The organism is Moritella viscosa (assembly GCF_900120065.1).
GTDB classification, from domain to species: Bacteria; Pseudomonadota; Gammaproteobacteria; order Enterobacterales; family Moritellaceae; genus Moritella; species Moritella viscosa.
Window position 1 is genome coordinate 14,463 of record NZ_FPLG01000094.1, and the last position, 26,014, is coordinate 40,476.

Annotated in this window: 25 protein-coding genes; 15 read left to right on the plus strand and 10 right to left on the minus strand. The window is 39.2% G+C overall.

What is annotated here, in order from left to right:
- Positions 1-153 precede the first annotated feature (153 nt).
- Both BT797_RS13575 and BT797_RS13580 read left to right on the plus strand, forming a co-directional pair.
- Entirely contained in the window at positions 154-1,131 is a 978-nt protein-coding gene (locus tag BT797_RS13575; protein WP_045112322.1) for a GlxA family transcriptional regulator, read from the plus strand.
- A 63-nt stretch (positions 1,132-1,194) separates the two neighbouring features.
- Positions 1,195-1,389, plus strand: coding sequence for a (2Fe-2S)-binding protein (locus BT797_RS13580; protein ID WP_045112323.1), 195 nt, complete (start codon positions 1,195-1,197; stop codon positions 1,387-1,389).
- On the opposite strand, the gene bfr (BT797_RS13585) is transcribed toward BT797_RS13580, so the two are convergent.
- The 3 genes from bfr (BT797_RS13585) to BT797_RS13595 all read right to left on the minus strand — a co-directional run bounded on the left by bfr (BT797_RS13585) (position 1,386) and on the right by BT797_RS13595 (position 2,699).
- A complete protein-coding gene (gene bfr, locus BT797_RS13585; protein WP_045112324.1) occupies positions 1,386-1,853 on the minus strand; it encodes a bacterioferritin in 468 nt (155 codons plus the stop codon). The two genes, BT797_RS13580 and bfr (BT797_RS13585), sit on opposite strands and share 4 nt — an antisense overlap.
- A 40-nt stretch (positions 1,854-1,893) precedes the next feature.
- Positions 1,894-2,367, minus strand: a complete 474-nt coding sequence (gene bfr / locus BT797_RS13590) for a bacterioferritin (protein ID WP_045112325.1) — start codon at positions 2,365-2,367, stop codon at positions 1,894-1,896.
- Positions 2,368-2,486: 119 nt separating this feature from the next.
- A complete protein-coding gene (locus BT797_RS13595; RefSeq protein ID WP_045112326.1) occupies positions 2,487-2,699 on the minus strand; it encodes a hypothetical protein in 213 nt (70 codons plus the stop codon).
- A gap of 155 nt (positions 2,700-2,854) precedes the next feature.
- Here BT797_RS13595 and tusA point away from each other — a divergent pair, with 155 nt between their 5' ends.
- The 3 genes from tusA to glyS all read left to right on the plus strand — a co-directional run bounded on the left by tusA (position 2,855) and on the right by glyS (position 6,301).
- Positions 2,855-3,103: a sulfurtransferase TusA gene (gene tusA / locus BT797_RS13600; protein WP_075472392.1), complete on the plus strand. Its 249-nt coding sequence runs from the start codon at positions 2,855-2,857 to the stop codon at positions 3,101-3,103.
- A 205-nt stretch (positions 3,104-3,308) separates the two neighbouring features.
- The gene (gene glyQ / locus BT797_RS13605; protein ID WP_045112710.1) at positions 3,309-4,220 is read left to right on the plus strand and encodes a glycine--tRNA ligase subunit alpha; all 912 of its coding nucleotides are present in this window, start codon (positions 3,309-3,311) and stop codon (positions 4,218-4,220) included.
- 8 nt (positions 4,221-4,228) lie between these two features.
- Positions 4,229-6,301, plus strand: a complete 2,073-nt coding sequence (gene glyS / locus BT797_RS13610; RefSeq protein WP_075472394.1) for a glycine--tRNA ligase subunit beta — start codon at positions 4,229-4,231, stop codon at positions 6,299-6,301.
- Positions 6,302-6,434: 133 nt separating this feature from the next.
- On the opposite strand, the gene BT797_RS13615 is transcribed toward glyS, so the two are convergent.
- Together BT797_RS13615 and BT797_RS13620 are read right to left on the minus strand one after the other, a co-directional pair.
- The gene (locus tag BT797_RS13615) at positions 6,435-7,844 is read right to left on the minus strand and encodes a vWA domain-containing protein (RefSeq protein WP_075472396.1); all 1,410 of its coding nucleotides are present in this window, start codon (positions 7,842-7,844) and stop codon (positions 6,435-6,437) included.
- Between the two features lie 5 nt (positions 7,845-7,849).
- Positions 7,850-9,469: an AAA family ATPase gene (locus tag BT797_RS13620; protein ID WP_075472398.1), complete on the minus strand. Its 1,620-nt coding sequence runs from the start codon at positions 9,467-9,469 to the stop codon at positions 7,850-7,852.
- 343 nt (positions 9,470-9,812) lie between these two features.
- Between BT797_RS13620 and BT797_RS13625 the strand changes: the two genes are divergently transcribed.
- Positions 9,813-11,090, plus strand: a complete 1,278-nt coding sequence (locus BT797_RS13625) for a valine--pyruvate transaminase (RefSeq protein ID WP_075472400.1) — start codon at positions 9,813-9,815, stop codon at positions 11,088-11,090.
- Positions 11,091-11,200: 110 nt separating this feature from the next.
- On the opposite strand, the gene gyrB is transcribed toward BT797_RS13625, so the two are convergent.
- From gyrB to dnaA, 4 genes are read right to left on the minus strand one after another with little or no spacing between them, the layout of a single operon-like run.
- The gene (gyrB, locus tag BT797_RS13630; protein ID WP_075472402.1) at positions 11,201-13,618 is read right to left on the minus strand and encodes a DNA topoisomerase (ATP-hydrolyzing) subunit B; all 2,418 of its coding nucleotides are present in this window, start codon (positions 13,616-13,618) and stop codon (positions 11,201-11,203) included.
- 23 nt (positions 13,619-13,641) lie between these two features.
- A complete protein-coding gene (gene recF, locus BT797_RS13635) occupies positions 13,642-14,727 on the minus strand; it encodes a DNA replication/repair protein RecF (RefSeq protein WP_075472404.1) in 1,086 nt (361 codons plus the stop codon).
- Positions 14,728-14,733: 6 nt separating this feature from the next.
- Complete coding sequence (dnaN, locus tag BT797_RS13640) at positions 14,734-15,834, minus strand: DNA polymerase III subunit beta (RefSeq protein ID WP_075472406.1); 1,101 nt, start codon at positions 15,832-15,834, stop codon at positions 14,734-14,736.
- 39 nt (positions 15,835-15,873) lie between these two features.
- Entirely contained in the window at positions 15,874-17,256 is a 1,383-nt protein-coding gene (gene dnaA / locus BT797_RS13645) for a chromosomal replication initiator protein DnaA (protein WP_075472408.1), read from the minus strand.
- Positions 17,257-17,516: 260 nt separating this feature from the next.
- Here dnaA and BT797_RS13650 point away from each other — a divergent pair, with 260 nt between their 5' ends.
- The 8 genes from BT797_RS13650 to mnmE all read left to right on the plus strand — a co-directional run bounded on the left by BT797_RS13650 (position 17,517) and on the right by mnmE (position 23,854).
- The gene (locus BT797_RS13650; RefSeq protein WP_045112336.1) at positions 17,517-18,269 is read left to right on the plus strand and encodes an amino acid ABC transporter substrate-binding protein; all 753 of its coding nucleotides are present in this window, start codon (positions 17,517-17,519) and stop codon (positions 18,267-18,269) included.
- A 21-nt stretch (positions 18,270-18,290) separates the two neighbouring features.
- On the plus strand, positions 18,291-18,935 hold the full coding sequence (locus BT797_RS13655; protein WP_211705500.1) for an amino acid ABC transporter permease: 645 nt from the start codon (positions 18,291-18,293) through the stop codon (positions 18,933-18,935).
- A gap of 1 nt (position 18,936) precedes the next feature.
- Positions 18,937-19,671, plus strand: coding sequence for an amino acid ABC transporter ATP-binding protein (locus BT797_RS13660; RefSeq protein WP_075472410.1), 735 nt, complete (start codon positions 18,937-18,939; stop codon positions 19,669-19,671).
- Positions 19,672-20,044: 373 nt separating this feature from the next.
- Positions 20,045-20,179, plus strand: coding sequence for a 50S ribosomal protein L34 (rpmH, locus tag BT797_RS13665; RefSeq protein WP_006034071.1), 135 nt, complete (start codon positions 20,045-20,047; stop codon positions 20,177-20,179).
- Between the two features lie 42 nt (positions 20,180-20,221).
- Complete coding sequence (rnpA, locus tag BT797_RS13670; RefSeq protein ID WP_045112339.1) at positions 20,222-20,545, plus strand: ribonuclease P protein component; 324 nt, start codon at positions 20,222-20,224, stop codon at positions 20,543-20,545.
- Positions 20,512-20,763, plus strand: coding sequence for a membrane protein insertion efficiency factor YidD (yidD, locus tag BT797_RS13675; RefSeq protein WP_075472414.1), 252 nt, complete (start codon positions 20,512-20,514; stop codon positions 20,761-20,763). Before rnpA ends, yidD begins: the two co-directional genes overlap by 34 nt.
- Before the next feature lie 7 nt (positions 20,764-20,770).
- Positions 20,771-22,414, plus strand: coding sequence for a membrane protein insertase YidC (gene yidC, locus BT797_RS13680; RefSeq protein WP_075472415.1), 1,644 nt, complete (start codon positions 20,771-20,773; stop codon positions 22,412-22,414).
- 75 nt (positions 22,415-22,489) lie between these two features.
- Positions 22,490-23,854, plus strand: a complete 1,365-nt coding sequence (gene mnmE, locus BT797_RS13685; protein WP_075472417.1) for a tRNA uridine-5-carboxymethylaminomethyl(34) synthesis GTPase MnmE — start codon at positions 22,490-22,492, stop codon at positions 23,852-23,854.
- A gap of 262 nt (positions 23,855-24,116) precedes the next feature.
- Here mnmE and BT797_RS13690 read toward each other — a convergent pair whose 3' ends face one another.
- Complete coding sequence (locus BT797_RS13690) at positions 24,117-25,154, minus strand: HDOD domain-containing protein (protein ID WP_075472419.1); 1,038 nt, start codon at positions 25,152-25,154, stop codon at positions 24,117-24,119.
- An 89-nt stretch (positions 25,155-25,243) separates the two neighbouring features.
- Here BT797_RS13690 and mioC point away from each other — a divergent pair, with 89 nt between their 5' ends.
- Positions 25,244-25,693 carry an FMN-binding protein MioC gene (mioC, locus tag BT797_RS13695; RefSeq protein ID WP_075472421.1) on the plus strand — a complete coding sequence of 150 codons (450 nt, stop codon included), beginning with the start codon at positions 25,244-25,246 and terminating at the stop codon, positions 25,691-25,693.
- The last annotated feature ends 321 nt before the right edge of the window (positions 25,694-26,014 follow it).

A 26,014-nucleotide genomic window follows, 5' to 3' on the forward strand; every position in this document is an offset into this window, starting at 1 on the left:
TAGTCTAGCAAGTTATACTAACAATTCACTTTCATCCATGCCATTAGCCCTGACAAATGTGCCAACGCAGACTATTTACCTATAAAGATCGGACACAATGTAATAAATAAATAGATATACTAAGTTTAGATTGCTACAGAATTGGAGTTTGATATGAAAATTGGGTTTGTACTTTATGATAAAGCGTTAGTTACTGGTATTTCCTTAGCAGCAGAAATGTTATCGGGTGCATCACGCTTGCGCGATAGAAAAACCCAGCATCAAGACCCACTAGAAATAAAATTAATTTCTAGCAGCTTAACCGCTAAGCCTCTGACAGCCGGACTTCGTTTACAACCCGACTTGACCTTTACCTGTGAGCAAGAGTTTGATTTAGTCATATTTCCACCAATGTGGGGAAATCCATTAGTTTCAATCATTAAACACCCAGAAATATTACCTTGGTTACGTCAGCAGTATAATAGCGGTGCAAAAATACTATCAACTGGCACAGGTGTTTGTTGGTTGGCTGAAGCCGGATTACTTGATGGATTACCAGCCACAACACACTGGTATTTTTACGATCAATTTAGTCAACAATACCCACAAGTAAAACTCAATCGTCAAGCCTCTATCACTGCCGCGAATGGCTTATATTGTGCGGGTAGTATTAACTCACAATCAGAAATGATGCTATTTTTAATTAATGAAATGTTTGGAAAAAAGATCGCTAGTGTGATTGAAAATCATTTTTCCCATGAAATATCACGTACTCAACAACAGCCTTTCTACCAAGTTGGTGGCCAAGTACAGTTTGATGAGTCGATTGCCCTCGCACAAGATTGGATGCAACGAAACATGGCAAATAGCATTACCAATCAAATGATCGCCGATGTTTGTCAGTTACCGCTACGCACCTTCAATCGCCGCTTCAAAGAACAAGTGGGACAAACCCCAAATCAGTTTCTGTTAACACTGAGATTAGAGACCGCACAGGTGCTATTACGGGATTTTGGCTTAACGATCTGCGATGTAGCAGAACAAGTTGGTTTTCGTGATGCATATTATTTCAAAAAAAAATTCCAGCAACACTTTGATATGGCACCAAAACAATATAGAGACATGGTGAAAGCCAAAGTTTTTGCGGTCTAGCGGCTTGATAATCATTCGCATTCATATTAACATCGGCGTAAATCCAGCCAAGAATAGTTATTTATGTACGTATGTATTTGTCACGGTATTACCGATAAACAGCTGATAAAAAGTATTGATGAAGGTGCTACAACAATGAAAGAATTAAGTACTGAGCTTGGTATTGGTAGTCAATGTGGCAAGTGTTGTCAATGTGCAAAAAAGGTATTAAACCAAACTCTGCTCAAGCAAGCACAACAACAGCCACAGGTTGCCTAACTACATTGAGATTGTAAATAGTTGTCTAAGCCCTCATGACCGATCAGGTATTGCTGACTCTCGATCCAGTCAATTTGTTCTTCAACTTCTTCTAAGATTTCAGTGGCTATATCACGACTGACAAAATCATTACTTTTTTCGCATTCTTCAATCAAGGTTTGTAGTACCACCCGAATACTCAACTCCAGCTCAATATTCAGTTGAATCATTTCAGCAGCCTCTTCACCGATAGCTAACCGACCTAAGTCTTGTAAATTCGGCAACCCTTGCAAAAATAAAATACGATTAATAAGTTTATCTGCCTGCTTCATTTTTAAAATAGACTGTTTGTAGTCCGCTTTATCCAATCCCTCTAAGCCCCAATTTTTATACATTCTGGCATGTAAAAAATATTGATTGATCGCAACCAGCTTACAACCTAGCGCCTTATTTAATAACATGATGATATTTGTATTTCCTTGCATAACCGCCTCCTGAACGATAAATGTGGTAATACGATAAGAATTAAGAGCCCATATGCGACTGGATATAATTAGATAAACTGATTTTTTTAATCAACCCTAACTGTTGCTCTAACCAGTAAACATGATCTTCTTCAGTATCAGCCAGTAATGGCAACAATACTTCCCGGGTTTGATAATCACCTTCTTCCTCGCACACTTTAATACCAGCACGTAATCCACCAACAACTTCCATTTCCAATACCAGATCATTAGTCAGCATACTCGTCACATCACTGCCAATTAATAAATCCCGGCGATCTTTTAAATTCGGCCGTCCTTCAAGAAATAGAATACGTTTAATGAGCGCATCAGCATGCGTAATTTCTTCTTCCATTTCATGACTGATCCGTTCATATAATTTTTCTAACCCCCAATCCTGATACATTCGAGAGTGAGTGAAATATTGATCAATTGCTGCTAATTCATTATGTAATAACCCATTAAGGGTCGCGATAACCTTACTGTTGCCTTTCATAGTTAACTCCAATAAACAGGTAGTAGAGTTAAGCTTAGATAACAATCACAGTTTTACCATTACAAGGAGGGAAATTACGAGTTAGATTACAAGACAGAGGGCGATCGCCCTCTGTGAATTTATTTTTTATCATCGTCTTGTTTGGCTTTTTCTACTTTATCTTCTTCAACAAAATAATCACTTAATTCCACCCAAACAGCGATCCCAACAATACTCAGCACCCCTAGCCAAGTACCTGTATCAGCAATAGGCACTTCCATAAGCATGATTAATAAAGCAAAAAAAGCGATTGAAGAATATACTTTTAGTCTGCCACTGGCTTGTAGTAACATACACACTCCTTGTTGATGGTTACTTAACAGCGCAAAATTAATATCGCGCGATTATTAACAAGTTAACAACATACATGATGATTTACCAATATATAATTGTAATCACTCATTAATATTAGTCTATTTACGTATATTTACCACATAGAGAAAGCCTGATGAATCCATTATTTTCCGATCCTGAACATGAACTCGATGCCCTTGGTTTACGCTGTCCAGAACCTGTAATGATGGTAAGGAAAACGGTGAGGAAACTTGAGTATGGTCAAACATTATTAATACTTGCAGATGACCCTGCGACAGTACGTGATATCCCCAGTTTCTGCCAGTTTATGGATCACACCCTAGTGGCTAGCCAGACAGAGCGCCTACCGTATCAATACCTGATCAAAAAAGGTGTAAATTAGCCACTCTATATACGCGAATATCAACACTGCATATTCGCGCCAGCTCTTATCCCTAGCCAGGTTTTCTGCCGACCCCTTGCTAACCTAGCTCAAATACCTGAAAAAACCACACTAATAATGCGAAAAATTGTAATTTATCCTATATTCATATCTGCGCAGCAGGTATACTTTAATGATTATTTCTTTGCTTTATTGTGCAGATATCATGTCAAAATATAATGTTAAAACCTTTCAAGGGCTGATCCTAGCACTGCAGGATTACTGGGCTCGTCAAGGTTGTGCGATTGTGCAACCATTCGATATGGAAGTAGGTGCCGGCACCTCTCACCCAATGACGTTTTTACGCTCATTAGGTCCAGAGCCAATGGCTTATGCTTACGTTCAACCATCGCGTCGTCCAACTGATGGCCGTTATGGTGAAAATCCAAACCGTTTACAACACTACTACCAGTTTCAAGTAGTGCTTAAACCATCTCCAGCTAATATCCAAGAATTATACTTGGACTCGCTGAAAGAAGTTGGTCTTGATCCATTGGTTCACGACATCCGATTCGTTGAAGACAACTGGGAAAACCCAACATTGGGTGCCTGGGGTCTAGGTTGGGAAATCTGGCTAAACGGTATGGAAGTATCACAGTTTACATACTTCCAAGCAGTTGGTGGTCTTGAATGTAAACCGGTTACAGGCGAAATGACTTACGGTCTTGAACGTCTTGCGATGTACATCCAAGAAGTAGACAGTGTATATGACCTAGTGTGGACAGACGGTCCTCTAGGCACTGTTAAGTATGGTGATATTTTCCACCAAAATGAAGTTGAGCAGTCTACTTACAACTTCGAGCATGCAAATGTTGATTTCCTATTTACTCTCTTTGATGAAAGTGAAAAAGAAGCGCAAAAGCTATTGGATTTAGAAGTGCCACTACCGCTACCAGCATACGAACGTATTCTTGATGCTGGCCACGCATTTAATATGCTAGATGCACGTCATGCAATCTCTGTGACTGAGCGTCAACGCTATATTTTACGTATCCGCACCCTTTCTAAAGGTGTTGCTGAAGCGTATTACGCATCTCGTGAAGCGCTTGGCTTCCCGCTATGTAAAAAAGACAAATAGGAAGTAGCATGGCAACTGAAAATTTATTAATCGAGATTGGTACTGAAGAATTACCACCAAAATCGTTACGCACATTAGCAGAAGCATTTGCGGCAAACTTCCAAGCTGAGCTAGACAAAGCAGGTTTAGAATTTGCTGACGTTAACTGGATGGCAGCACCACGTCGTTTAGCATTAACAGTAACAGCGCTTGCAGACTCTCAAGCTGACAAAGTAATTGAAAAACGCGGTCCTGCGATTTCTGTTGCATTTGATGCCGACGGAAATGCAACGAAAGCGGCGCAAGGTTGGGCACGTGGTAATGGTATTACTATTGAGCAAGCTGGTCGAATTAAAACAGACAAAGGCGAATGGCTACTTCATAAATCAGAAGTAAAAGGCCAACCAACACAAGCGCTTATCGCTGACATGGTTGCGACATCTTTAGCTAAGCTGCCTGTTAGCAAGCCGATGCGTTGGGGTTCAAGCCCAATTCAATTCATTCGCCCTGTACATACAATTACGATGTTATTTGGTGCAGAAGCCCTTGAAGGCGAAATCTTAGGTATTAAAGCGGCACGAACTATTCGTGGTCACCGTTTCCTAGGTAAAGGTGATTTCGAATTACCACACGCTGACAATTATGCAGATTTGCTTGAAGACCACGGAATGGTAATGGTTGATTACGAACGTCGTAAAGATGTAATTCGTAAACAAGTCATTGCGGCGGCAAACGAGCACGGCGGTGTTGCTGAAATCGAAGAAGACCTACTCGAAGAAGTAACGTCTTTAGTAGAATGGCCAGTAACATTAGTGGGTAACTTTGAAGAACGTTACCTCGACGTACCGGCGGAAGCTTTGATCTACACGATGAAAGACAACCAAAAGTACTTCCCAATGTTAAGCACAGACGGTGAGCTTTTACCTAAATTTATCTTTGTTTCAAACATCATCAGTAAAGATGTTAGACAAGTAATTGAAGGTAATGAAAAAGTTGTACGCCCTCGCCTAGCTGATGCTGAATTCTTCTTTAACACAGATAAGAAACGGTCATTAGAAAGTCGTCTTGCTGATCTAGAAACTGTTTTATTCCAAAAACAACTGGGTACGTTAAAAGAAAAATCACAACGTATTGCTGATTTAGCGGCTGCTATTGCAGGTAAAATATCAGCCAATACAGAGCATGCACAACGTGCAGGTCTACTCGCTAAAGCTGACTTAATGTCAGACATGGTTGTAGAATTTCCTGACGTGCAAGGTGTTATGGGCATGCACTATGCGCGTAACGACGGTGAAGCAGAAGAAGTAGCTGTAGCACTAAACGAGCAGTATATGCCTCGTTATGCTGGTGACCGTCTACCTGAATCATTGGTTGCTTGTGCAGTAGCACTGGCTGATAAGTTAGATACATTAGTTGGTATTTTCGGTATTGGTCAAATCCCTAAAGGTGATAAAGACCCGTTCGCACTTCGTCGTGCTGCGATTGGTACATTACGTATAATTATCGAAAAAGACTTACCGTTAGATCTAGTTGACTTAGTAGATACAGCGAAAGATCTATTCGGTGACAAACTATCAAACGAAAACGTATCAACAGATGTTGTGGCATTCGTACTTGGTCGTTTCCCTGCTTGGTACAGAGATGCAGGTATCAGTGTTGATGTAATTCAAGCAGTACTAGCTCGTCGCCCAACTAAACCTGCTGATTTTGATAAGCGTGTTAAGGCTGTTAATCACTTCCGCAGTTTAGATGCTTCTGCAACATTAGCTGCAGCGAACAAACGTGTAGGTAATATCCTCGCTAAATTTGAAGGTAAGCTAAACTCAGCTGTTGATGCATCACTGCTTCAAGAAGATGCTGAAAAAGCATTGGCTTCTGCAGTTGATGCTAAAGTTGAATTACTTGCGCCGTTATTTGCGGCCGGTGATTACCAACAAGCATTAACAGAATTATCAGAACTACGTGATGTTGTAGATACATTCTTCGACAACGTAATGGTAATGGCTGATGATGAAGCACTTAAAATTAACCGCTTAACATTACTAAATACACTGCGTAACCAATTTTTAAATGTAGCCGATATTTCTGTATTACAGAAATAACTGTTAATTAAAATTAGTTTTATGTATAAAAAAGCCAGCATCAATGATGTTGGCTTTTTATTATCTATTCTCTTTTCAACGTAAACATTCATGACACAATAACCGCTACCATGTGTTCCACGTGGAACATCTATTATTTTACTTTCTTCAACCGCCCTGTTAAACCCGCAGAATAACGCCAAACATGATCAAACACGTTCATTAATTCAGGATTACCTTGAGGGGATAATGAAATAGCATGATAACGATTTTGTTCTATCTTAATCGTTCTAATTTTATCTGCTATATGGCTTGGTAATTTTTGTGCTATAAAATCAGAAATGACTAAAGTATCCGCATTTTTAAATTGTGCAGAACTCATCAAGTCTAATGATTTTTCAATCACGGGTTGTAGGTCAGTGCCACCACGAAAGCTTGATGACAAGAACGTTAGCATAGTTGATAGACTGGTACTTTGGGTAACCGGAAACGTGATAACCTCATTTGAAAACATCATCAAGTAACATTGACGCCGTTGTTCAAATGCAATCTGCAATAGCGCATAACAAATTGATTTAGCCGTTAGTTCAGGAAAGCCTTGCATCGATGTTGAACTATCAACACAGATAATAAAAGGCCCGCCGGTTTGCTCATTAGCATCAGAAATATCACGATACTGGGTTACTTTTTTATACTGTTGCAGCGCGCCTTGATACTGATAAGTCAATAAGTGGCGCTCTACATAGCGTTTATAAAAGATGATCTCTAACTCTGGAAACGTTAAGTTAACCGCTTCGGTTTGCAGCATCCGTGAGATCTCATCACTGTAGGTAACGCCTTGCATATCATCTGGAACATTATCTTGATAGCTATTATCTAATACCCAGGTTTCATAACTGTTTGGCGTTTCTTCCGGATTAATGTGTGCAAGTGCCATGCGTCCGAGCTCAGAGGCAATTTGTTTGACTTCTTTGTTCTTACGTAAATTAACAGCATAACGTTGTAGTAGCTTGGTATCTAAATGGGTCAACTTACCTTTAGCAAGATCCCATAAACGCTCACCATTACACAGTAAATCACTATCGAGAACACCTTCTAATTGTTCGATAGTTTCTTCACGATCGGCTAATTCGATCAATAACTGTTCCCGTTTTTCTTCGATTAAACGGCTTTGTTCTTGATTCATCATTAACTCAATTGCTTGCTGCCAGCCATCTAAAAAAACGGCAAAGAACACATCATCCGGCATAATCCTATTTTGCTGATAGATAGTTAATCCAGTTTGATAAAATGACGAGTCGGCTTTTATCTTACTCAGAATACCTTCAACTTTATTTCTAAAGTTACTCGGACTCAATAGTCTTGCCGTATCACACAAATGAATCTCATTGCTCAAACCAACAGGCAATGACATATCCGCTAATAAGATCGTGACCTGCTGCTTCCAATCATTGATGTAAGCTAGTTTGATATCACTGGTTACTCGATTATTAGCTGTAATATCTAACAAGGCATCATCAACTAATTGTCGAATAGCAGGGTTTTTATTATAAGGCTTAGCCATACCAGTTAGCCTTGTTCAAACAAACGTGCAATGGCATTCAAACGATCTAATAGTGATGCTTTATGCTGTACTAAATTATTCAACTCTAATGATAATGAACCAAGACTCGTCGCAACATCATCCATAAAGTCATCACTGACAAAAATATTATGGTTAGTTAAGCTAAACTCTCGCTGGCTTTTCTTTAACTTATCCGCGATCACCAAGATCTCTTTATCTATCTCAGCTAGGGGTTGTAACCAGTTTTCGTCTATATTCAGCGCAGCATCCGAGACAATAACAGCAACCGGAATACTCTTATTGGCAAAGTTTTGGATCTGTAAATGCTGATTAGCATCCACAGAAAAGTTTAACCACACATCGTTACGGTGATCATTCACATAGCCTTTCACTAAACAAGAACCTGTTTTTATTTGTTTTTGGAAATCATCCAAACCAACATGTACCCATTTTGCAGTTTCTTGTGAGCCCTGCTCTAATACATCATATTCACCAAGTAATGCAATCTTACATAAACTAGGGATACCATTCAGACTCGATGTGCGCACAAATTCACGATCTAATTTATAACGTAATTTTGTTAATAGCACGTCAGAAGTTAAGCGAGTAGCAAAGCGATCAATGAACTCAGCATCAAGTTTAACCAATCGACTCTTGATACTCGCTAATGCAGAATTCACTTCATCTTGGTCACAGAAACGCTTACTAGCAAATTGGTGAGTGGCTTCGATAATAACATCGCGCGATTCTAGATCATGCCAAATACAATCTTTAAGAACAAATAAATCGGTTTCAGTTACTTCATCACGACCATTAAAATAAGCACAGGCTTGCAACAAACGCATCGATTTCTTCCAACGACGGTCAGAGACATAAACCGGTTCAGCAATCATCTCGCCACTGGTATTACGTTGCTCTAAAAATAACTTCAGCTCATAAATTATCTCAAAACAATGCTCACTCAGACGTACTTGATTTATTTCTTGCTGCCAAAGCTCAAACTCATCATTGCTCACTTTTATAATCTTATCGTTTACTTGGCGTAATGGTTTCTGAATTAACATCGCTTTGAAATTGCGCTTATCTTGAATAGGCTCTAAATATAGACGTAATAACATACGGTCATAAAGAGCTTCTAAACCAGAATCAGCACTCGGTAATTCATTCGACGCAGAAACAATAACCCGCATAGGTACTTTTTGATGTTCGATTCCATTATGAAATGTACGCTCATTAATCACGGTTAATAAGGTATTTAAGATCGCAGGTCCCGCTTTCCAGATTTCATCAAGAAACACCACTTCAGCTTCAGGTAAGTAACCTTTAGTGAGGCGTACATATTTACCTTCATCTTTTAGCGCCTTGATTGATAATGGGCCAAAGATCTCTTCGGGGGTTGAAAAACGTGTCATTAAATATTCGAAGTAACTTTCATCTTCAAAAATTTCAATCATTCGTTTAGCAATCAAACTTTTAGCAATACCTGGAGGTCCTAATAAAAAAACACTTTCACCACTTAAGGCTGCTAATAAACATAATCTTATGGCATCTCGGCGTTCATAAATACCATAAGAAAGATGATCTATTAGTGTTTCAATACGTTCTGATAACAAATTTCTTTGCATAGGAATAAGCTCTTCATGCCTCTTAAAAGGCTATTATTGTAATCATGGAGTTCAACCTTACCTTATCTGTCGCGGACAATAAATACATAATTAGTAGACAGTTTTTTTTGTTATTACAACTTTATTATTCAGTACTTTTGGCTATAAGCAACGACGAAAATAGCCCTTTCTAGGTGATGTTCCACGTGGAACATTGTTAAATAGATGCAACTAAAACCCTTTGGTTTCACGTGAAACATTACCAGTAAGAAAAATAAATTTGCCTCTCTCGTACTATCGACAACCGCGTCAAGTTCAGCTATGTTGGTTGTTTACCCTTTAAATAATTACAAGAAGTGCTGATATGGAATTCTCATTGTTTGGTCAAAGATTTACTCAATTCTCAGGGATCACGCAGCTAATGCATGATCTAAATGAAGGTATTCGCAGCGGTGATGATGTCATCATGCTCGGTGGTGGTAACCCTGCTCAAATTCCTGAGATGCTGGAGCGCTTTAACAGTGAAGCACAACAATTATTAAGCAGTGGCGATCTGGTTGCAGCAATGTCTAACTACGATGGTCCACAAGGAAAGAACAGTTTCACCACAGCACTTGCTACATTATTAAATAAGACTTACGGCTGGGAATTAACCGATAAAAACATAGCCCTAACTAATGGCAGTCAAAATGCCTTCTTCTACCTATTCAACTTGTTCGCAGGTGATTTTTCCGGTAATAAGAAAAAGAAGGTACTATTTCCATTAGCTCCGGAATACATAGGTTATACCGACACAGCACTAACTGATGACTTCTTTGAGACAGTAAAACCTAAGATTGAATTACTCGATGGTGGTTTATTTAAATATCACGTTGATTTTGACAACCTCCATATTACCGATGATATTGGTTTAATCTGTGTATCACGCCCAACTAATCCAACCGGTAATGTATTAACCGATGAAGAAATGCAACGTCTTGATGCACTGGCCAAACAGCATAATATCCCCCTACTGATCGATAATGCCTACGGCACACCGTTTCCAAATATCATTTTTGAACCCGTAGAACCAATATATAACGATAATACTATTTTATGTATGAGTCTATCAAAACTCGGCTTACCCGGAACTCGTTGCGGTATAGTGATTGGTAATGAAGAAGTAATCTCCGCAATCTCAAACTTAAGCGGTATTATTAATTTAGCTCCCGGCAGCTTAGGGCCGATGCTGGCACAAAATCTTGTTGAGTCTGGTGACATCATTAGCTTAAGTGAAGACGTGATCAAACCTTATTATTATGCCAAAGCACAGCAAGCAGTTACTTGGCTGCACGAAAATATTACCGATGAACGTTTCCGAATCCATAAACCGGAAGGCGCAATATTCTTATGGTTATGGTTCAAAGACCTGCCGATCAGTAGCCAAGAGCTATATGAGCGTTTAAAAACACGTGGTGTTCTCATCGTATCGGGTCATCATTTCTTTCCTGGTCTCGATGAGGAATGGCGTCATACAGATGAATGTATCCGCATGAACTATTCGCAACCAGATGATGCAGTACAGCGAGGGATCAAAATTATTGCCGAAGAAGTACAAAAAGCTTACGCTGAAATTGTCGTGATCAGTACAGCAACCGCTTAATCATAGCCGATAATCTTACAATAAACAGCGGTTGTAGATACTTTAAAATAATAAACATATAAAAAAAGGAGCCATACGGCTCCTTTTTAATACATTCAATATGGCGAAATTTAGAAATCTAAGTTAGCTACTTTTAATGCATTTTCTTCAATAAACTCACGACGCGGTTCAACATGATCACCCATTAAGGTAGTGAATAGTTGATCGGCTGCAACAGCATCTTCAATGCGTACTTGCAACATACGACGCGTTTCAGGATCCATGGTTGTTTCCCATAACTGACTAGGGTTCATTTCACCTAGACCTTTATAGCGTTGGATGTAACTACCACGTTTTGATTCTGCCATTAACCAGTTTAGCGCTTCAACAAAATTAGTTACTTCACGACTTTTCTCTCCACGCTTAATATAAGCGCCTTCTTCAAGTAAATTCGCGATCCCCAAACCAGTGAGTGTTGCGTATTCTTTTGAATTAAAGAAACCAGGTGTGAAGTCATAGCTTGTATCTAAACCATGTTGGCGGATAGATAATACTGGATAGAATAATTGGCTTTCTTCATCTTGTGCAACACGTGCAGAATACAAAGTACCCGTCACTTCTTTCGCCGTCAGAGTTGCCACTAATTCTTCAGCCCATGCAGTCGTTGACGCTTCATCAGTTAACATCTCAGCAGTTAATACTGATTGATAAATCATTTCATTAGTAAACACTTTTGGTAAGCTACGGTTTAGTTTACCCATTAAGCTTTCTATCTTACGATAACCATTTACTAAATCTTCTAATGCCGCACCTCGAATTGCTGGCGCATCAGAGTTAACAAATAGACCAGCACCGTCGAGTGCAATTGTCGTTAGGTATTGTGTTAAGTCTGCATCATCTTTGATATAGCGTTCTTGTTTACCTTTTTTCATTTTATAAAGCGGTGGTTGTGCAATATAAATGTAACCACGCTCGATAAGTTCGGGCATTTGACGGAAGAAAAAAGTCAGCAATAACGTACGGATGTGTGAACCATCGACGTCGGCATCGGTCATGATAATGATTTGATGATAACGCGTTTTATCCGGGTTATATTCATCACGGCCAATACCACAACCCATTGCAGTAATTAATGTTGCAACTTCTTGTGATGATAACATTTTATCGAAACGTGCTTTTTCTACGTTTAAGATCTTACCTTTCAACGGTAGAATTGCTTGGTTTTTACGATTACGCCCCTGCTTGGCTGAACCGCCAGCAGAGTCACCTTCCACAATATAAAGTTCAGAAAGTGCAGGATCTTTTTCCTGACAATCCGCAAGCTTACCAGGCAGACCAGCTAAATCTAACGCACCTTTACGACGTGTCATTTCACGTGCTTTACGTGCAGCTTCACGCGCACGTGATGCATCGATAATTTTAGTCACAACCGTTGATGCTTCTTTCGGATTCTCTAGCAAGTATTCAGCTAGCTTTTCACCCATAGCTTGTTCTACAGCAGATTTAACTTCTGAAGACACTAATTTATCTTTAGTTTGTGAAGAGAACTTAGGATCAGGTACCTTAACAGAAATAACAGCAGTTAGACCTTCACGGGCATCATCACCAGTAGCAGTCGACGACTTGGCTTTTTTCAAGAAGCCTTCTTTTTCCATGTAGTTGTTTAACGTACGCGTTAATGCACCACGGAAACCTGCAAGGTGAGTACCACCATCGCGTTGTGGAATATTATTAGTAAAGCAATAAATGCCTTCTTGGAAACCATCGTTCCACTGCATAGCAACTTCAACAGTAATTCCATCTTCACGTTCAACAGAGAAGTGAAATGCGTCTTTGTTGATTGGTGTTTTGTTAACGTTTAAGTAATCAACAAATGCCTTAATACCACCTTCATAAACGAAATGATCCGATTTTCCGTCTTCACGTTCATCAATTAATTTAATTGAAACACCTGAATTTAGGAAAGATAACTCACGTAAACGTTTTGCTAAAATATCATAATGAAATAATGTATTGGTGAAAGTCTCATGACTAGGCCAAAAGCGTAATTCAGTACCCGTTGTATCAATATCACCAATCACAGCGATCGGCGCTTGTGGTTCACCATGACGATAAATTTGCTGATGGATATGACCGTGGCGATGAATGGTTAATTCTAATTTTTCTGATAATGCATTTACAACAGAAACACCTACACCGTGTAAACCACCAGATACTTTATATGAATTATCATCGAATTTACCACCGGCATGCAGTACCGTTAAAATAACTTCGGCAGCAGAAACACCCTCTTCTTCATGAATATCAACCGGAATACCACGACCGTCATCACTAACAGATACAGAACCATCTTCGTGTATCGTTACTACAACATCAGTACAATGACCCGCTAATGCTTCATCGATAGAGTTATCTACAACCTCAAATACCATGTGGTGCAAACCTGAACCATCATCAGTATCACCAATATACATACCGGGGCGCTTACGCACCGCGTCCAAGCCTTTCAGTACTTTAATACTTGAAGAGTCGTAATTATTTTCAGACATAGTTAGCTCTCGCGCCTTTATATTTAAAATTCAATTAATTTGCCATGTTCCACGTGAAACATTTTACAGCTTTCTGTTAAAAGAGCTGTTACCTGACTTTTCTCAATAGCCGTAACAAATACTTGAGCCTTACTCTCAATCAGATACTGCGCCAGCAACTTCCGTTTACTGTCATCAAGCTCTGAGGAAAAGTCATCGATTAAAAAAGTGCATCGCTTATTGCTATGCTGACTTAAAAAAAGTCCCTGACTTAATCGCATTGCGCACACAGCCAATTTAAGTTGACCTCTTGATAAAATATCATGTGCCGGTACTCCGTTCGCTCTAATTCGGATATCCGCTTTTTGCGGACCTAAGCTAGTGTAACCTAACTGTTGATCGCGCATAAAATTTTGTTTTAATAATTCAGCTAATTCGATACCACTATCCCATCCTTGATGGTAGCGAATATCAAATTCATACTCGGGTAAGAAGTCTGCCAAGGCAGATTTAATTATCGGATTAAGCTGTTCAAGATAACGACCACGCATCTGCGCAATAATCGTCCCTTGAACTGCAAACTCCTTATCCCAATATGCTAGCTCAGCGTAACGTTTTCCCGATTTTAAAATAGCATTTCGCTGTTTTAATAATCGAGTCAACTTTGCCCAAGTAGCAAAAAATTCAGGTTCCACGTGGAATCCCCCCCAATCAACAAATTGTCGACGTAATTTAGGGCCACTTGAAAGTAAAGTAAAACTTTCAGGGTGAATTAATTGTAATGGTAATATGCCGGGTAATTCAGCTAACCGCTCTGCTTTTTGTCCAGCAATTTTTAGTTCAGTATCACTGTTTTTTGATTTCTTTAACCCAATCGTTGTGATCTGTTCATCGTTTAATCGTTGCTGACAGTGCGAGAATAAAGTGAAATCCTTCTCGCCATGTTTCACAACGCGACTGGTTAAGTGGGTACGAAAAGAACGCCCTAACCCCAAGTAATGAATCGCTTCAAGTACACTTGACTTACCACTGCCATTCTCACCAAGAATAATATTAACACCCACACCCGGTTGCATGGATACTTGTTTAATGTTTCGAAAGTCAGTGATATTTAGCTTAACCAGTCCCATCTAAAATTATAACCGCATTGGCATAACAACATACAATGCTTGATCAGATTGTTCATCTTCAATCAAGGCACTGCTGTTAGCATCTAATAATGACATTTTAACTTTGTCACATTTAAGCGTATTTAATACATCTAATACATAACTTACATTAAAGCTAATCTCTAACTCATCATAGCCAAACTCAACATCAAGTAACTCTTCAGCTTCTTCTTGCTCTGGATTATTTGCCGTGATCTTAAGTAAACCTTGGTTCATATTCAGACGCACACCGCGGAATTTTTCATTCGATAAAATGGCGGCACGCGAGAAGGCTTGTTTCAATTCTTCACGCCCCGATATTAACATCTTATCGGCATTTTTTGGTAATACTCGACGGTAATCAGGAAAACGACCATCAACCAATTTACAGGTAAAAACAAAACCACTAGTGATAGCACGTATGTTATTACTCCCCAATTGAATCTTAACCATGTCTTCTTCACTATCTAACAAGCGTACTAACTCAAGCACACCTTTACGCGGTACAATAACTTGCTGCTGTGCTAGGTTAGCATCATGTTGACAACTTGCCACCGCCAGACGGTGACCATCAGTTGCCACTGTACGTAATACATTACCTTCAGTTTCAAACAGCATACCGTTAAGATAATAACGTACATCCTGACTTGCCATTGAGAACTGGGTATTATCAATCAATCGACGTAATGAACCTTGTAGCAGTTCAAATTCAATATCGTTATCCCAATCTTCAATATTTGGAAACTCTGTTGCAGGTAACGTTGATAAAGAAAAGCGACTACGTCCTGATTTCACCACAATACGATCATTCGCATAATTGACTTGAATTTGTGCACCATCAGGTAACCCTCGACATATATCGAGAAACTTTTTCGCTGGCACGGTTGTACGGCCTTCACTATACTCGCCTTCAAGACTAACTTGACCAATTAATTCGACTTCCAGATCAGTACCCGTTAACGATAATTTACCTTCTTTAGCGTCAAGTAATACATTACCTAAAATCGGTAACGTAGGACGGTTACCCAAGGCACCCGATACTAATTGTAGCGGTCGTAATAATGCTTCGCGATTAATTGTAAACTGCATTTAATATAACCTTTTTTACGACGATTCTTTACGACGCTTTTACGACGATAGGGTTCTAATCAAATTAGAGTAATCTTCTTTAATATCGTGATTTTCTTCTTTCAGTTGCACTATCTTACGACAAGCATGTAATACCGTAGTATGGTCACGGCCACCAAACGCATCACCAATTTCCGGTAAACTATGATTGGTCAATTCTTTGGCTAATGCCATCGCGACTTGACGTGGTCTGGCAACAGAACGACTGCGACGCTTCGACAACAAATCAGCGATTTTAATCTTATAATATTCTGCCACTGTTTTTTGAATATTATCAATAGTAACTAGCTTTTCTTGCAGCGCTAATAAGTCACGTAATGCTTCACGGACAAAATCAATATTAATAGCACGCCCCGTAAAGTTAGCATTGGCTATCACTCGATTCAATGCCCCTTCTAGCTCTCGTACGTTTGAACGTAAGCGTTTGGCAATAAAGAAAGCCACTTCATCAGGTAAATGAATATTACTTTCAACAGCTTTACGCATTAAGATTGCAACACGGGTTTCCAATTCAGGTGGTTCAATGGCAATGGTTAAACCCCAACCAAAACGCGATTTCAATCTATCTTCAACACCATCAATCTCTTTTGGATAACGATCTGAAGTTAAAATAATCTGTTGGTTACCTTCAAGTAAGGCATTAAAAGTATGAAAAAATTCTTCCTGTGAACGTTCTTTCTTGGCAAAAAATTGAATGTCATCAATCAATAATGCATCTACACTGCGGTAATAATTTTTGAACGCTTCAATGGCATTGTTCTGTAATGCTTTAACCATGTCCTGAACAAAACGTTCAGAGTGCATATAGATCACTTTGGCATTAGGTTTTTGCGCTTTAATACCATTACCAACTGCATGTAATAAATGCGTTTTACCTAAACCTGTTCCACCGTATAGAAATAACGGGTTATAAGCACCACCCGGATTACTAGCTACCTGCTGCGCGGCTGCACGTGCTAATTGGTTTGACTTACCTTCAACAAAGTTATCGAACGTATATGTCAAATTAACATTACTACGGTGATTAATCGTCGGCTGCTGTGGTGAACTTGATTCCCACGGGTCTAGTGCTGGTCTTGAGATCACTTTTTGAGTAACTACACGATCAACCTTGGTCGTCGTTTGTGTTACCTTCGTCGCTTTACCACCAATATCAAAACGTAAGATAGGTGCATCCGCACCACAAAACTCATCGAATAATGCAGTAATTGAATTAAGGTATTTGTCACGAACCCAATCAAGTACAAAACGGTTCGGAGCATACAAGGTGAAAGTACTATCGGTAAGTTCTGCTTTCAGTGGGCGTAACCACATACTGAATTCAGTAGAGGAAAGCTCATTTTGTAAGCGCGAAAGGCATTGCTGCCAAAGAGAAACTGACACTCTCCACACTCCAGATAAAAATAAAGAATAATGGATTATTTTACTGCTAATTGTGCATAAGCGCTAGCATGAATAAACACTTATCCACACAAAAGCAAAATAAAAACTAATAAGGTGCGAATAGATATGAAAAAACCGGTAAATATAATAAATAACGCTATCTTTTAGCAATTAGTTATAACTAAATGCTATTTATAATTCATTTTACATTAGAATATCATGCACGCATTAACATATTATTTGCGTAACCAGGGTGAATCATGAAAAAACTATTATTAGCGGCAGCAGTGCTTGTAAGTACAACATTAACAAGCGTAGCACACGCACAAGAAACAATTAAAGTTGGTATGTCAGGTAACTACTTCCCATTCACTTTTTCAAAAAATGATCAACTCCAAGGTTTTGAAGTGGATTTATGGAAAGAGATCGCCAAGCGTAATGATTCAAAAGTAAAATTCATCACCGTTAATTTTTCCGGTCTATTTGGAATGCTAGAAACAGGTCGTATCGACACGATTTCAAACCAAGTAACCATCACTCCAGCACGTACAGCTAAATATTCATTTAGCCAAACTTACGTGTATGACGGTGCTCAAGTTGTCGTAAGAAAAGGCAATACCGAAATTAATGGTATTGATGACCTTGCAAACAAAACAGTTGGCGTAAACTTAGGCTCTAATTTTGCTGATTTATTACGCAAATACGATACCAATAATAACATTACTATCAAAACCTACGACACTGGTATCGAACGTGATGTAGCATTAGGTCGTACAGATGCGTTTGTTATGGATCGTTTATCATCACTTGAATTAATTAACAAATCACCATTACCGTTACAACTTGCAGGTCCAACGTTTGAAACTATCGAAAATGCAATGCCATTTTTGAAAACAGAAAAACAAGAAGTACTACGCCTAAAAGTGAATACAACGCTGGATAACATGCGTGCCGATGGCACTCTAGCAGCGATTTCAGAAAAATGGTTTTCAACGGATATAACTGTAAAATAAATGCAATTTAATTTTGAGTACATGCTAAATCTGTTCCCGATACTACTTAAGTATTTGGGAACAACGATGCAGATGGCACTGATTGGTGTCATCTTTGCCCTGATAATAGCCATTGGCTTAGCGGTGGTACGCACGTTCAAAGTACCTGTGCTCAATCAATTGGCAATGTTATTTATTTCTTTTTTTCGTGGCACTCCGCTCCTTGTACAGTTATTTTTGCTGTATTACGGTCTGCCGCGAGTATTCCCTATATTGATCAATATGGATGCCTTTACCGCATCCGTGATTGGCTTAACACTGCACTTTGCCGCTTACAAAGCTGAAAGTATTCGCGCTGCAATCATGGCTGTAGATAAATCACAGATGGAAGCCTCACTCAGTATCGGAATGACATCGAGTCAAGCTATGCGCCGTATCGTGCTACCACAAGCAGCACGTATTGCGACCCCATCATTGATGAATTACTTTATCGACATGATCAAAAGCACGTCCTTGGCATTTACGCTCGGTGTTACCGAGATCATGGCGAAAACGCAGATGGAAGCTTCATCAAGTTTTTACTTCTTCGAAAGCTATCTGGCTGTTGCGCTGATTTACTGGGCTGTCGTACTCGTTTTTACCCAAATGCAAGTTCATTTAGAACGTTATCTCAACAAGGCGTATTAACATGATCAAAGTAGCTAATTTAAGTAAGCATTTTGGTGATAATGTGGTTTTACGTCAAATTGATTTAGATATCAAAGAAGGTGAAACAACCGTTATTATCGGCTCTTCAGGCACAGGTAAATCAACGCTATTACGTTGCCTTAATTTTCTAGAGCAACCAACAAGTGCTAAAATTACTATTGATGATTTAGTTGTTGATGCAAACAGTGCCACTAAAAAACAAATTACGGAGCTGCGTAAAAAAACCGCTTTCGTATTTCAAAACTATGCTCTATTTGCCAATAAAACGGCCCTCGAAAATATTACAGAGGGCTTAGTTATCGTCCGAGGAAAATCGGCAGAAATAGCTAAAAAGGAAGCGCTTACTATCCTCGATAGTATTGGATTAATAGATAAGAAAGACAGCTACCCTTCTTCACTATCAGGGGGCCAGCAACAACGTATTGGCATAGCACGAGCTATGGCAGCACAAAGTAAAGTTATTTTATTTGATGAACCAACCTCAGCGTTAGACCCAGAATGGGTGGGTGAAGTACTCGGATTAATGCGTCAATTAGCCGAACAAAAGCAAACTATGCTGATTGTGACACACGAAATGCAATTTGCAAAAGAGATCGCAGACCGGGTGATTTTTATGGATCAAGGTCAGATTGTTGAACAAGGATCCGCGGATATGATCTTTAATAACCCGCAAGATCCCCGTACTCGTTCATTTTTACAACGAGTAAATCAATAATCAGGCATTATAAAGTGGATAAATTAGCAGTGCTGACTTGTTAGTTAGTAAATAGCCTGTATAATTCCCCGCTTGATCCCTTGTGATCAGATTGGAATAACAGCAATTATTAAACCGAATTATAATTTTTATCTATATGGATAGGAATTTAGCCTATTATTTCATGTATCCAATCGCATAATAATCGGTCGAGAATATCGAATTTAAGTAAGATATTGCTATTTTCACGAGGCGAGTATTTATTAATTATTGACTTGTTTTACAAGAATGATTAAAATTCCGCCTCTTTTTGTGTTAGTCAAGTTGACGACCGGTCATTATTTCTTGGCTAACTCAACATAACTGTACAGTTAATTTTATAACGGATAAAGCTATGAAACGTACTTTTCAACCAAGTAACCTTAAGCGTAAACGTTCACACGGTTTCCGCGCACGTAAAGCAACTGTAGGTGGCCGTAAGGTTCTTGCACGTCGTCGTGCAAAAGGTCGTAAGACTTTAAGCGCTTAATTATCAGACGTGATAGATAAGAGCTTTCCTCGGGAGTTACGTTTGTTAACTCCCGAACACTTCAAAAACGTATTCGCAGACCCTGTGCGATCAGCCTCACCTCATATAACTATACTTGCCAAAAATAACTCACTTGGACATCCTCGTCTTGGTTTAGCGGTACCTAAAAAAGCGATTAAACTTGCTGTCGGCCGTAACCGAGTTAAGCGTCTATTCAGAGAAAGTTTTCGGACACGCCAACATGATTTTCCTAATGTTGATATCGTGGTTATCGCTAAATCAGGTATTGCAAACTTGGAAAATGCAGAAATCGATGCATTATTGGAGAAGTTATGGCGCAAACTTTGTCGCCGTTGCAATGGTTAGGCACCAAATTAATACGAGGGTACCAATTATTCATTAGTCCGATGATTGGGCCTCGCTGTCGCTTCACTCCAACGTGTTCTCAATACGCGATAGAATCAATAAAACTCCACGGATTTACAAAAGGTTGTTGGCTCACAGCCAAACGTCTATTAATATGTCATCCTTTTAGTAATAAACATGGTTACGATCCTGTACCAGAACCCAAACAAAGAGATTAATTAGATTATGGAATCCCAACGTAATTTACTTGTCATCGGATTATTGTTTGTCAGCTTTTTGCTATTCACCGAGTGGCAAAATAAGGACAACCCGGTTGCAGTACCAACAACGACTCAAGCGATCACCAATGGTTTAACTGGCGATGTACCAGCAGGCAGTGACTCATCAACTGATGCGCCAAACAGCAAACAATCAAACAATCTGATAACTATTAGCTCAGATGTACTTGAACTAACTGTCGATACTTTAGGCGGTGATATTGTTCATGCAAACTTACTTGAACATGCTACAGAGTTAGATGCTGAAGAACGTTTCATCTTATTACAAAATGATGCAACAAATGTTTACGTTGCACAAAGTGGTCTTATTGGCGTAAACGGTCCAGATGCAAACGCAAATGGTCGTCCACAATATACAACAACAGCGAAAAACTTCACAATTTCTGGTGATACATTAGATATCCCATTATCATATACAGACGAGAATGGAGTTAAATTTACGAAAGTATTTACTCTTACACGCGGTAGTTATGATATTGAAGTTAGCTACAAAATTAATAACCAATCTGCTAACGCGATTTCGGTACAAATGTATGGTCAATTAAAACAAAATATTGATCTTGCAGAAGACGAAGGTAGCAGCATGATGATGAAAGCTTACCGTGGTGCAGCACTAGGCACGACAGATAAGCGTTATGAAAAATACGATTTCAGTGATATCAGCGATGCAAACCTAAGCCGTACAACGGATGCAGGTTGGGTTGGCATGCTACAACATTACTTTGTAGCAGCATGGATCCCGGGTGATACGCTAAATCACTTCTACAGCTTAAACATTGGTCGTACTGAGTTTACTAAAGGTCAGGCGATCATTGGTTTCAAACAACCTGTTGAAACAATTGCCGCAAACAGCGAAAAAACTATCTCGGCGAAGCTTTGGGTTGGTCCAAAATTACAAGATGAGATGGGTGAATTAGTTGAAGGTCTTGACCTTACTGTTGATTACAGCTGGTTGTGGTTCATTGCACAACCGCTATTTAAATTACTGCAGTTCTTCCATGGTTTAGTTGGTAACTGGGGTATTGCCGTAATCATGATCACGTTTACCGTGCGTGGTGCAATGTATCCGCTAACCAAAGCGCAATACACGTCAATGGCAAAAATGCGTTTACTGCAACCAAAACTGACTGCATTACGTGAAAAATGTGGCGACGACAAACAAAAAATGTCGCAATCAATGATGGCATTGTATAAAGAAGAGAAAGTAAATCCATTAGGTGGTTGTTTCCCAATGATCATCCAAATGCCTATTTTCATCTCACTATACTGGGCATTAATGGAAAGTGTGGAATTACGTCACGCACCATTCGCATTGTGGATTAATGATTTATCAGCACAAGACCCATACTACGTATTACCGCTATTAATGGGTGTTACTATGTATATGATCCAAAAAATGTCACCGACACAAGTTCAGGATCCAATGCAACAGAAAGTAATGCAGTTTATGCCTGTAATGTTTACTTTCTTCTTCTTGTGGTTCCCTGCAGGACTAGTTCTATACTGGTTAATGAGTAACGTAGTTACAATTATCCAACAAACTATTATTTTCCGCTCTCTGGAAAAACAAGGTTTGCATAGTAAGAAATAAACTTGCTAATCTTATCAAGGCGGCCCTTGTGCCGCCTTTTTTCATCTAAAAAACCTACTATCTTCGGGTAATAACATGCTAACTAATGAAACAATCATTGCACAAGCCACACCGCCAGGACGAGGTGGTGTTGGTATTATTCGTATCTCTGGGCCAAAAACAGAGTTAGTCGCACAAACCATTTTAAATAAAATTCCACCAGTGCGTAAAGCCGATTACTTATCTTTCCTGGATGAAGAACAACAAACAATTGACCAAGGTATTGCCATCTTGTTCAAAGCACCAAATTCATTTACCGGTGAAGATGTTTTAGAGTTACAGGGCCATGGTGGTCCCGTGATCATGGATATGCTGATGCGCCGTATTCTTAAAATAGACGGCATTAGAATGGCCCGTCCAGGTGAATTCTCAGAGCGTGCATTCCTCAATGACAAAATGGATTTAACCCAGGCAGAAGCAATTGCCGATCTAATCGATGCCACCTCTGAACGCGCAGTAAAATCAGCAATGAACTCTCTACAAGGTGAGTTCTCGAAAAAAATTAATACTCTAACCGAAAGTTTAATTCACTTACGCATTTATGTTGAAGCATCGATTGACTTCCCTGAAGAAGAAGTCGACTTCCTTGCTGACGGTAAAATTGCTCAAGCATTATATAAAATCATTGATAACCTTACCGCGGTACAAAAAGAAGCAAAACAAGGTAGCATCATTCGCGAAGGTATGAAGGTCGTGATTGCTGGTCGTCCTAACGCCGGTAAATCAAGTTTGCTAAATGCATTAGCAGGTAAAGAGTCGGCCATTGTCACCGACATAGCAGGTACTACCCGCGACGTATTACGCGAACATATTCACATTGATGGTATGCCATTACATATTATAGATACAGCAGGTTTACGCGAAAGCCCGGATCGTGTTGAACAAATCGGCATTGAACGCGCTTGGGAAGAGATCAACAATGCTGATCAAGTGTTATTCATGGTTGATGGTACGACCACGGACGCAACGGATCCTGCCGAAATTTGGCCAGACTTTATTGATCGCCTACCCTCTTCGATCGGACTTACAGTTATCAGAAATAAAATGGATCTAACCGGTGAGAAATTAACAAAAAGCGAAGATCAAGGCCATCCGGTTTTTAAAATATCAGCAAAAGAAAACCTTGGCTTAGACGAATTGAAAGCCCATTTAAAAGAATGTATGGGCTATCAAAGTAATACAGAGGGTGGCTTTATAGCTCGACGTCGCCACTTAGATGCGATAGAGAAAGCCTATGAACATTTACAGGTAGGTAAACTCCAACTTGAAGTTTATCAGGCTGGGGAACTCCTTGCTGAAGAGCTACGCTTAGCGCAAGAGCAACTCTCAGAAATTACCGGCGAGTTCACCTCAGATGATCTTCTTGGTCGTATTTTTACTTCGTTCTGTATCGGTAAATAAAAAAATGATGATCCTAATTGGGATCATCACTTTATCCAGCACATCACAATTAACTGTCAAAGCAAGATCATGATATCGACATCCAATACACTTCAGCAACGATTCAACAAGATCCTTATTACAAAGCCATCCACAGAGTTACCCACAACTTAATCCCGCTGAATAACAACTATGATAATAACTAAAACTGTAAATATAGTGGCGTTATAAAGCATATTTTTAGACCTTTAAAATGAGCTTTAGTCGGTTAAAAAAGTTGATTTTATACCCCAGTAATACAAACTTGAAGATCTAATTGATGCTCATGACAAAACTCACTAGCCTGCTGCTCTGAAATATATCCCTGCGCTAATAGCAAGTGTATTTCACTATATAAGTTGGCTACCTTTAATAGCTTACCAGGCCCCGTGTGCTCTACCACAGAGCCCGTTTCAACCTGTTCATATAACGCTTTAACTACAGGCCCAGGCAACTGCCAAGATTGTGCAATCAGAGCAGACAAACGCAATGAATGTTTAGTCATCATCTGACGGAATAACTTGGAGTTCGGTCTAAACTGTGGATCACCAATATTCATCTCATCCACAATCAATTTAAACAATGCAATTTTCCCCACATCATGGATCAAACCGATGAAATAAGCTAAATCAGGATCACCTCCCCTACTCTTAGCCAGCTTTTTTGCCCACAAGGCAGTGGTTAGCGAATGTTGCCATAAATACTGGCCAAACAACTTAAAATAGATCGGCTTTATTTCGGTTATATTTTGCATAACTATCGTCAACACAATCGACTTTATTTGCAAACCACCTAAACGAACCACGGCCTCTTGTAAACTTGTCACTGCTTGAGAGCCTAATTGATAGTGTGCAGAATTGACTAACTGAATCACATCAGCAGCCAGAGCAGGATCTTGCGTAATCAAGGCTGCCAGCTGCTGTGCTGTATAATTATCACTGTCAATTAAGCTTGATACTTTATGTAATACAGCTGGCAGTCTTACTACATTCAAGGCGATGTTTTCAGGAGACCCTACACTTGCTTCGACTTTAAGCAAAATACTTTTTTCTAATGGGTTCAAACCCAGATTAGTCTCTGCATTAATCTCCTGGTGATTAAACAACAGATCATAAAATAATGAGCTGGTGTCAATTATCTCATTACTCACAGTGACATCAGGTATACTAACTATAGATGTAGCAACGTTATTAATTACAGGTTTGGGAGAAGTAGATGTTGCTTTCTCTGTCGCTTTGGAGTTCCCAAGTACATTAATAAAACGTTGAAATAATGAAGTCATAAGCGCCTTAATCAGCAATAAAAAATTATAATCATTGATGATATTTTACAATAAAACTATCGGAATAAACCATTAAATAAGAGAAAATCATGTATACATTTGAAATTATTGTCGGCACTACCTTGGGATCCGCTGAATATGTAGCGGATCATTTAGCAGAGAAGTTCGTTGATCAAGGATTTAAAGCCAATATACACCTAGATCCTCGACTAGAAGACTTACCGATCAACAAAAATAATCCTTGGATCATCTGTACTGCAACCCATGGCGCTGGTGATTATCCAGAAAATATCGCCCTTTTCGCGCAACAACTCACACAAAACAACCCAGATTTAAGCTTAATAAAATACAGCGTGATCGCTCTAGGCTCTAAATCTTATGATCAATTTTGCAATGCAGGACACATGATCGATCGTCAATTAACACTATTGGATGCCGAAAAAGTGGCGATCACACTTGAAATTTGCACGCTGGAAACGCCGATCCCTGAAGATGCGATCGATATATGGTATCCAGAATGGTCTAAAAAATGGCTATAATATAACCATGCTCGTGTTTTTTTATTTTTATTTTCTGTGGGTAACTATAGATCTTTCTTGTGATCAACCTATAGTTATCCTTGTAGAATAAATCTACAGCCCCGCTAGCTGTGTATAACTAGGCTATTTACACCCAACTTATACGTAACAAGCACAAGCCTTACTAACAGCAAGTGATCGCAGCTAAACGCATGATCTTTCTAGATCAAAACGGGTTATCAACAGATCAAGGCGCCCTTAATAATAGATCTAATAAGATCTCTTATAAGATCTTAAGATCAACAGTTAGATCCAAATAAAAAAATATATTTAAGATCATTT